Origin of the sequence: Streptomyces sp. SBT349, assembly GCF_001083795.1 — a bacterium.
Classification (GTDB): Bacteria; Actinomycetota; Actinomycetes; order Streptomycetales; family Streptomycetaceae; genus Streptomyces.
Genome location: NZ_LAVK01000347.1, coordinates 1 through 7,874, shown reverse-complemented (window position 1 = coordinate 7,874; position 7,874 = coordinate 1). Strand labels below are relative to the sequence as shown.

Below are 7,874 nucleotides of genomic sequence, written 5' to 3'. Positions count from 1 at the left end.
GGGGTGCGGGGGCGCCGAACGGCCGGGGCGTCCGCCGGGCCGACGCTCGGCTGGCGTCCACCCGAGGTGTAACGATTCCGCCTTCATTCGAACGGATTGGCGCCTATGCTGAGCGTCGTGCGAAGCGATCTTTTCAAGACCGAATACCAGGCGCAGGCGCCCGCGGCAGCGGGGATGACCTTGCAGCACTCCAAGGCGATCAAGTACGTCGTCAACGGCGAATGCCATGCCCGCCAGGGTGCGATGGTGGCGTTCCGCGGGAGCCTCCAGTTCGAGGTGAAATCCCAGGGAGTGGGGAACTTCCTGAAGCGCGCCGTCACGGGCGAGGGGCTCGCGCTGATGGCCGTGCGCGGCCAGGGTGAGGTGTGGTTCGCGCACAACGCGCAGAGCTGTTTCATCGTCGACCTCGAAGCACAGGACGCCCTCACCATCAACGGGCGCAACGTGCTCTGTTTCGATCCGTCCCTCAGCTATGAGATCAAGATGGTCAGCGGCGCGGGCATGACGGGCGGCGGCCTGTTCAACTGCCTGTTCTCCGGGCAGGGCAAGATCGGCCTCGTCTGCGACGGCGAGCCCATCGTCATCCCCGTCTCCTCGCAGGCCCCGGTCTACGTGGACACGGACGCGGTGGTCGGCTGGTCCAGCCACCTGAACACCTCGATCAACCGCAGCCAGAGCCTCAAGTCGATGCTGCGGGGCGGCTCGGGCGAGGCGTTCCAGCTGATGCTCCAGGGCGACGGGTTCGTCATCGTCCAGCCGAGCGAGGCGCCGCCGCCCGCCGAGAAGAAGTAGCGCGCCCCGAGCCGTTGCGCCGCGACGGGGTGCGCCGTAGGCTGCGAAACCAATCGGTTAATTAACGAGATGGTTGAACGCATGTCCCTGGATCACCTCAGCGGCGTCTTCGGCGCCCTCGCCGACCCGACCCGGCGCGCGATCCTGGCGCGCCTGGCCGACGGGGAGGCGACGGTCGGCGAGCTGGCCGAGCCGTTCGCCATGAGCCTGCCCGCCGTCTCCAAGCACCTGAAGGTGCTGGAGCGGGCCGGGTTGATCACCCGGGGCCGCACGGCCCAGTGGCGGCCGTGCCGCCTGGAGCCCGCCCCGCTGGCCGAGGCCAGCGACTGGCTGGAGCGCTACCGCCACTTCTGGGAGGGGAGCTTCGATCGGCTCGCCGCCCAACTCCGGGCGGAACAGCGGGGATCGGCGGAGGAACGCGCCGATGGCTGAGGGCTTCACGGTCACCCGCGTCTTCGACGCCCCGCGCGAGATGGTCTTCCGCGCCTGGACGACACCCGCGCGCTTCGCGGGCTGGTTCGGCCTCCCCGGGTTCACCACCCCGCCCGACCGGGTGGTCATGGACGTCCGCCCCGGCGGCGCCTGGGAGGTGGTCCTGGTGCCCCACGGCGCGGCCGGCGCCCCCGGCGCGGGCGGGGATGAGGTGCGCATGTGCGGGCTCTTTCGGGATGTGATCGAGCCGGAGCGGGTGGTGTTCACCTTTGACCGCACCGAGCTGATCACCGTCACCCTCACCGACCTCGGCGCGCGGACCGAGATGGTCTTCCACCAGGGCGGCGGCGGTCTCACCGCGGAGGAGTACGAGCAGGCACGGCGGAGTTGGGCCGGCATCTTCGACCAGCTCACCACCCGTCTCGGCGTATGAGCGAAGGGAACGCTCCGTGATTCTCATCGAAGTCCTCACGGCGGCCGGGGCCCTGGAGGAGGAGGGCCGCAGACGGCTCGGCGGCCGTCTGATCGACGCGTTCATGCAGGGGGACACGGTTGACGAGGTGCCCGCCGCGCACCACGCGGGGGAGGTCGCCGAGTCGGCCAGGGCGCTGACCCAGGTCCTCTTCCACCAGCCCGCCACCTGGGTCCTCGGCGGGCGCGGCCCCGCCGACCCGGCCGACCCGCCGCGCTACGTGGTGCGGATCAGCCTCCCCGCGCCCTGGCGCAAGGACGTCAGCGCCGAGGCCATCGAGCGGCTGACCGGGGCCGTCGCCGCGTTCGAGGCCGAGGAGGGGCGCTCGGCCGACCGGGTGCTGTGCGAGCCGCACGCCTGGGTCCAGCTCCTCGGCGTCCCCGAGGGCAGCATGGGGATGCTCGGGCGCCCGTTCGGCAGCGTCGACCTCATCGACCATCTGACCAGGCCGCACCGGCGGGCCATCGGCGAGGCCGCGGCCACCGCCGACCTGCCGGAGGGCCATGTGCTCGACCCCGTCTGCGGCATGGTCGTGGACCTGGCCGCCACCGACCTCACCCTGGAGCTCGACGGCACCGTCCACGGCTTCTGCCACGGCCAGTGCCGCCGCGTCTTCGCCGACGAGCACGGCGTCACCGTCGCGGGCGGCGCCCCCGCCTGAACGGGGCCGCCCGAGCCGCGCGCACTCTCGGTCGCCTCGGCAACTCCCGTCCTCTCAGCCGCCCCAGCCGCCCCGGCGCGGCCCCGAGCGCATCGCGGTCGTCAGCTCGCCCGGCGTCCTGGGCCGGGCGCCGCCGCCGGGGGCCGCGAGCCGGGGCGCGGACTTGCGCAGCCGCGCCACCTCCGCGTTGAACTGCGCCCCGGCCAGCAGCGTCAGATTGGACACCCACAGCCAGACCAGGAAGACGATGATCCCCGCGAGCGAGCCGTAGAGGCGGTTGTAGGTGGGCACGCGGGAGGCGTACAGCGCGAACCCGGCCGACGCCACCAGCCACAGCAGCACGGCGAGCGCGCCGCCCGGCACCGCCCGGTGCGGCGCCCGTGTCCCGGCCGGGCCCGTGCGGAAGAGCATCAGCACCAGGCCGGTGACCAGGACCAGCAGCAGCGGCCACTTGAGCACGTTCCACGCGGTGGTGCCCGCCTCGCCCAGGCCCAGCAGCCTGCCGATGGAACGGACCGCGCCGCCCGTCAGGATCAGCACCGTGGCGCTGGCGACCAGCAGCCCCAGCAGGGCCAGCGAGGAGAGCATCGTGCGCGGCACCGCCCGCCACGGGGGCCGGTGGTCCTCGGCGCCGTGCATCCCGTGCAGCACCCGGCGGAAGACGCTCAGGTAGTTGTACGCCGACAGCCAGGCGCTGGCCGAGCCCACCGCGATCACCAGCCAGGCCGCGGAGCGCTCGGTGTGCGGGTCGGCCAGGACCGAACGCACTTCCGCGCCCGAGCCCGCCGGGAGGAGGGAGGTGACCTCGGCGATCAGCTCGTGCGCGGCCGACGGGTCGGCGAGGCCGGTCACGGACACCGCCACCAGCAGCGTGGGGAAGACGGCCAGCACGGAGTAGTAGGTGAGCGCGGCGGCCCAGTGGTCGATGTCGTCCCGCCACATCGACAGGGGCGTGCGGCGTAGGGCCCGTGCCCAGGGGTGGCGCTCGCCGCGTTCCCCACGCCCCAACCGGAGCCTTCGCGCCCCGCGGATCGGCCGGAGCGCCCGGAGGACGCGCGTCGCCCGGTTCCCCCGGGGCCGGCCCCCGGCCCGGCCGGTCCCCGCGCGCTCGGGGCGGCCCTCGTCGTTCGCGCGCATGCGCGCGCCGTGCGTGGTCACTGGACGCGGGGCTCCTGGTCCGTCGGCTCCTCGCCCGGCAGGAGGACATCGGCGACCGCGACGTTGACCTCGACGACCTCAAGCCCTGTCATGCGTTCCACCGCGGCGATCACGTTCTCCCTGACGTCCTGGGCGACCTCCCGCAGGGGCGTCCCGTACTCCACCATCACCTCCAGGTCGACGGCCGTCTGGCGCCGCCCGACCTCGACCGTGACGCCCCGCACGGCGTCGGGCGTGCGGGAGAGCGCGTCGCCCAGCGCGGAGACGCCCGGCACCTCGCGCGCCGCCAGACCGGCGATCTTCTCGACGACACCCCCGGAGATGGAGGTCTGCCCCCGCGTGGCGGCCGGGTCACGCGGCAGGGCGCGCCCCACGGCGACCGTGGCCTCACCTCCGGGCGGAGCGGGCGCCTCGGCTGTGTTCATGGGTATGGCCCACCTTTCGCGCAACGCGGCTCTGTGCCTCTTCTCTACACCCTTCACGTGCGGGTTCCCATTTTCCCGGCGGGGAGACGACCCCGCGGCCGACGTCTCCCCCTCCCGCGGCCGGGCCGACCGCCGCCGCGCGGGCGTCCCCCTGGCGACGGCCGGAGAGGCAGCATCGCGTGCCCCGTGATCTGCCCCGCGGGTCCTCGTGCCCGGCCGTCCGGGGTGTCAGCATTCAGGGTTTCGGCTGCGGCCGCGGGTGCGGGTGCCGGACGAAGGGGAGCGATCATGCAGGCGGACAGGCGGCGACGCGAGGCGGAGCAGTCCAGGACCGGGCCCGACCGTTCCCCGCGTGTCGAGGGGGTGACCGCGGCCCACGGCGCCGCGATGGAGACGGCCGGCCTCGCGGGACGGACGCCCCCCGAGGCCGCGCTCGCGCTCCAACGAGCCATCGGCAACGAGGCGTTCACCCGTCTGATGGCCCGGCGGCAGGCGGGGGAGGACGCGGGCCGGGCCGGCGGCGAGGCCGTGCAGCGATCCGGGGAGGACGCGGCCGTGCAGCGCGACGCCATGACCCGGGTGGACGCGGTGACGCGGCGGCCGGGGGCGCCGATGCGGGAGGACGTCCGGCGCAGGATGGAGAACGACTACGGCGGCGAGGACTTCGGCGATGTCCGCGTCCACACCGACCGCGGCTCCGCCGAGGCCGTCGGCGCCGTGGCCTACACCACGAAGACCAACCACATCGTCTTCCGCAGCGCGGCCGACATGGACGACCACACCATGCGCCACGAGCTCCAGCACGTCAGGCAGCAGCGGGCCGGGCGCGTTCCCCAGGGCGTCAGCCACCCCGCCGACGCGCTGGAACGCGAGGCCGAGAGCACGGCGACCGGGCTGACGCACGGGCCGGCGGGTGGCGGGCGTTCGACCACGGCGGAGGACGACGGGCCCGCGGCGCGGCCGACCGGCGCGGGCGCGGGCGCGGGCGCGGTGCAGCGCATGCTGGTGACGCCGCGCGAGCTGAACGAGTCCTGGGCCCAGCTCAACGGCGTCACCGAGGTGTTGGGCGTGCGTCAGGGCGTCTGGTTGCAGGGCGGTCTGCGAGACCTGGAGAGCGCGGGCAACTCCTACGCCTCCGCGCAGGACGCCGCGCAGGCGCTGACCACGGCGGGTTTCACCAAGGAGAGCATGCCGAGGACCGCGCCGGCCGGTCGTGGCGGCGCCGGCCGTGGCACCGGTCGTGGCACCGGCCGCGGCGGGAGGGGCCGCGGTGGGAGGGGCCGCGGCGGGGCGCCCCCCGCCCTCGCGGCACCCGTCGCGTCGCCGGAACAGCCGGACATGCACCCGGTGATCGAGGACCTGCTGAGCAAGTGGAGGGACAGGACGAAGCCGGGTGGGTGGGACGAGCACATCACGTTGCCCGAGGTCAAGGAACTGTCCTTCGACATCCCAGGGCTCGGGAAGGGAGTCATCGCGAGGATCGACAGCCCCGAGGTCTCCAAGAGAGGGGACATGCTCTCGTGGTTCTCCCACGGCTACGAGAAGGCGGACGAGAGAATCGACGTGGCGTCGGAGCGGGAATACGCCTTCGCCGTCCCCGAGGGCAAGGGACTTGAGCGAGTCGGGGCGGAGTCGGTCTGGGAATCCCTGCCGGTCGCGTTCGGCGAGAAGTCCAAGGAGACGCCGATGCCCACCACGAAGGCGCCGGCCGAGTACGTCTTCGCCCACTCGACCGACGAGATGAAGACCGCGCTCAACTACATCGACGTCGTGGGGAGGAACAGCGATGTGGCGATCCTGCTCTCGTTCGAGTGGGCACCGGAAGAAGAACTCGACGCCAAGCACGCCAAGGCGAGGGAGGCGGACACCCCGCCGCTGCCCGACCTCATCGAGGGCACGTCGCTGAAGTCGTACCGCTCCCTCCTGATCTTCGCCTGCCGGACACCGTGGAGTCCGTCGGCGGCCGTGACGGGCGGCAAGGGATTCGAACCCCCCACGGAGGTCCACCGGGTCTGACGCCCCGGAAGCCACCCCCTCCCCGCGCCGCAACGCCCGCGGCGCGGCGCGCCATTCCGTCATCCGATCGCCATGCGGCTGACGCGCACACGCCAGTCCGGCGACGATCACGGTCGCTGCACTCACCGTATGACGCAGCTTCCGTCCCCCACGGACGTCTCCCCCACGGACGCGTTCCGCGCCGCAGCGCGGAGCCTGGACCGCCGTCGCTTCCTCACCGTCACCGGGGCCGCGGCGGCCATCGCCTTCGCGGTCAACCTTCCCGACACCGCCCAGGCCGCGAGCCGCCCCTCGCTCGACCCGAGGGCCATCGCCACCGACCCGTTCACCCTGGGCGTGGCCTCGGGCGACCCGCTGCCCGGCTCCGTGGTCCTGTGGACGCGGCTGGCGCCCGAGCCCTACGCGGCGGACAGCGGGCTGCCCGCCGAACCGGTGGACGTGGCCTGGGAGATGGCCAGGGACGCGTCCTTCTCCGACCTCGCGTCCTCCGGCAGCGTCACGGCCCACCCGGAGTTCCACCACGCCGTGCACGTCGAGGCCGAGGGGCTGGCGCCCGCCACCACCTACTGGTACCGCTTCACCGTCGGCGAGTGGACCAGCCCCGCGGGGCGCACCCGCACCGCGCCCGCGCCGGACGCGGCCCCGGAGTCGCTGCGTTTCGCCCTCGTCTCCTGCCAGCGCTACGACCAGGGCTACTACACCGCCTACGCGCACCTCGCGGCCGAGGAGGACCTCGACGCCGTCGTGCACCTGGGCGACTACCTCTACGAGTACGCCGTCAACGCGGCGGCGGGCGCCCGCGGTTACACCGAGCCGCTGCCGGCCGTCTTCAACCGCGAGACCGCCACCCTGGACGACTACCGGCTGCGGTACGCGCTCTACCACGCGGACCCGGACCTCAGGGCCGCGCATGCCGCCCACCCGTTCATCGTCACCTGGGACGACCACGAGGTGGAGAACAACTACGCCGGCGCCGTCTCCGAGGGCGGGCTGCCGCCCGACGAGTTCCTGGCCCGCCGCGCCGCCGCCTACCGCGCCTACTACGAGAACATGCCGCTGCGCGCGCCCCAACTGCCGGACGGGCCCGACCTGCTGCTCCACCGGCGCCTGCGGTACGGCCGCCTCGCCCAGCTCGACATCCTCGACAGCCGTCAGTACCGCGACGACCAGGCGCACGGCGACGGCTGGCAGATCCCGGGCGAGGAGGCGAACGACCCCGCGCGCACGCTGCTCGGCGCCTCGCAGGAGCGCTGGCTGGAGGACGGCTGGCAGGCGTCGGACGCGGTGTGGAACCTGGTGGGCCAGCAGGTCACCTTCTCCCGCCGCCGCAACAGGACCACCGGTCCCTGGCCCCTGTCCATGGACGCCTGGGACGGTTACCCGGCCGCGCGCGACCGCTTCCTCGCGGGCGCCGAGCGCGCAGGCGTCGAGAACCTCGTCGTCCTGACCGGCGACGTCCACGTCCACTACGCGTTCGACATCAAGGAGGACTGGGACGACCCGGACTCCCGCAATCGTGGTGTGGAGTTGGTCACCACCTCGATCGCCAGCGGCGGCGACGGGGCCGCCCGGCCGGACAACTGGGCCGCGCTGACGGGTGCCAATCCGCACCTCAGGTTCTATGACGGGCGCCGCGGATATGTGGTCCTCAGCCTCGACGAGCAGCGGCTACGCGCCGAGTTCCGCACCGTGGACCGGGTGACCACGCCCGGCGCCGCGATCGCGACGGCGGCCTCGTTCACCTCGCTCGCGGGCGATTCCGGCCTCGTCGCCGACTGATCCGGGGAACGGAATCGAGTGGGGGCGGCCGGATCATTCATGGGATGATCGGGTCGATCCCAGCACGTCACGGAGAGGTGTATGAACCTGCCCGGCCCGTCCCGCACGGCCGCCCCCACTCGATTCCGTTCCCCGGATC

At 73.3% G+C, this 7,874-nt stretch carries 8 protein-coding genes; 6 read left to right on the top strand and 2 right to left on the bottom strand.

The window, feature by feature from the left end; translation table 11 throughout:
- Window positions 1-117 precede the first annotated feature (117 nt).
- The 4 genes from ADY01_RS29500 (at window position 118) to ADY01_RS29485 (ending at window position 2,357) form a co-directional block, all read left to right on the top strand.
- Window positions 118-792 carry an AIM24 family protein gene (locus ADY01_RS29500; protein WP_049579585.1) on the top strand — a complete coding sequence of 225 codons (675 nt, stop codon included), beginning with the start codon at window positions 118-120 and terminating at the stop codon, window positions 790-792.
- Window positions 793-873: 81 nt separating this feature from the next.
- The gene (locus ADY01_RS29495; protein ID WP_107081866.1) at window positions 874-1,224 is read left to right on the top strand and encodes an ArsR/SmtB family transcription factor; all 351 of its coding nucleotides are present in this window, start codon (window positions 874-876) and stop codon (window positions 1,222-1,224) included.
- Window positions 1,217-1,657 carry an SRPBCC domain-containing protein gene (locus ADY01_RS29490; RefSeq protein WP_049579579.1) on the top strand — a complete coding sequence of 147 codons (441 nt, stop codon included), beginning with the start codon at window positions 1,217-1,219 and terminating at the stop codon, window positions 1,655-1,657. Before ADY01_RS29495 ends, ADY01_RS29490 begins: the two co-directional genes overlap by 8 nt.
- Window positions 1,658-1,673: 16 nt before the next feature.
- Complete coding sequence (locus ADY01_RS29485) at window positions 1,674-2,357, top strand: hypothetical protein (protein ID WP_049579577.1); 684 nt, start codon at window positions 1,674-1,676, stop codon at window positions 2,355-2,357.
- Between the two features lie 54 nt (window positions 2,358-2,411).
- On the opposite strand, the gene ADY01_RS29480 is transcribed toward ADY01_RS29485, so the two are convergent.
- Together ADY01_RS29480 and ADY01_RS29475 are read right to left on the bottom strand one after the other, a co-directional pair.
- Complete coding sequence (locus tag ADY01_RS29480; RefSeq protein ID WP_053171324.1) at window positions 2,412-3,515, bottom strand: YihY/virulence factor BrkB family protein; 1,104 nt, start codon at window positions 3,513-3,515, stop codon at window positions 2,412-2,414.
- On the bottom strand, window positions 3,512-3,940 hold the full coding sequence (locus tag ADY01_RS29475) for an Asp23/Gls24 family envelope stress response protein (RefSeq protein WP_049579576.1): 429 nt from the start codon (window positions 3,938-3,940) through the stop codon (window positions 3,512-3,514). The genes ADY01_RS29480 and ADY01_RS29475 overlap by 4 nt, the downstream gene beginning before the upstream one ends.
- A 288-nt stretch (window positions 3,941-4,228) precedes the next feature.
- Here ADY01_RS29475 and ADY01_RS29470 point away from each other — a divergent pair, with 288 nt between their 5' ends.
- A complete protein-coding gene (locus ADY01_RS29470) occupies window positions 4,229-5,956 on the top strand; it encodes a DUF4157 domain-containing protein (protein WP_049579574.1) in 1,728 nt (575 codons plus the stop codon).
- 129 nt (window positions 5,957-6,085) lie between these two features.
- On the top strand, window positions 6,086-7,735 hold the full coding sequence (locus tag ADY01_RS29465) for an alkaline phosphatase D family protein (protein WP_049579572.1): 1,650 nt from the start codon (window positions 6,086-6,088) through the stop codon (window positions 7,733-7,735).
- The last annotated feature ends 139 nt before the right edge of the window (window positions 7,736-7,874 follow it).